A 277-nucleotide genomic window follows, 5' to 3' on the forward strand; every position below is an offset into this window, starting at 1 on the left:
GTTTGCTTTGTAATTTGTTAGAAATGCCATGTTAATGCTCCTTTCAGGTATTTTTATGGTTAGTTAAAGAGTAGTTCTGTAATGTTTTTTCAACTTTTTCATACCAATATTTCACATCGTTTATGGATACTCCGATTTCTAGTAGTTCTTTTGGTATACGGTTGTTATCTAATAGCCACATTGCGATTCTTTCTAAAGCTATTTTTTGATTGCCGATTGCGTAAATGCATTTATATTTGTATTGCTTTGAGTAATATGGTTGTGTTCCAACGTATTG

Annotated in this window: 1 protein-coding gene; it reads right to left on the bottom strand. The window is 31.4% G+C overall.

Annotated elements, in window-relative coordinates; genetic code table 11:
* Positions 1-43: 43 nt before the first annotated feature.
* The coding region (locus FE392_RS22965) for a hypothetical protein (protein WP_218647272.1) at positions 44-277 on the bottom strand (234 nt) is incomplete at its 5' end.

Source organism: Xenorhabdus santafensis (assembly GCF_033949405.1).
GTDB lineage: Bacteria > Pseudomonadota > Gammaproteobacteria > Enterobacterales > Enterobacteriaceae > Xenorhabdus > Xenorhabdus santafensis.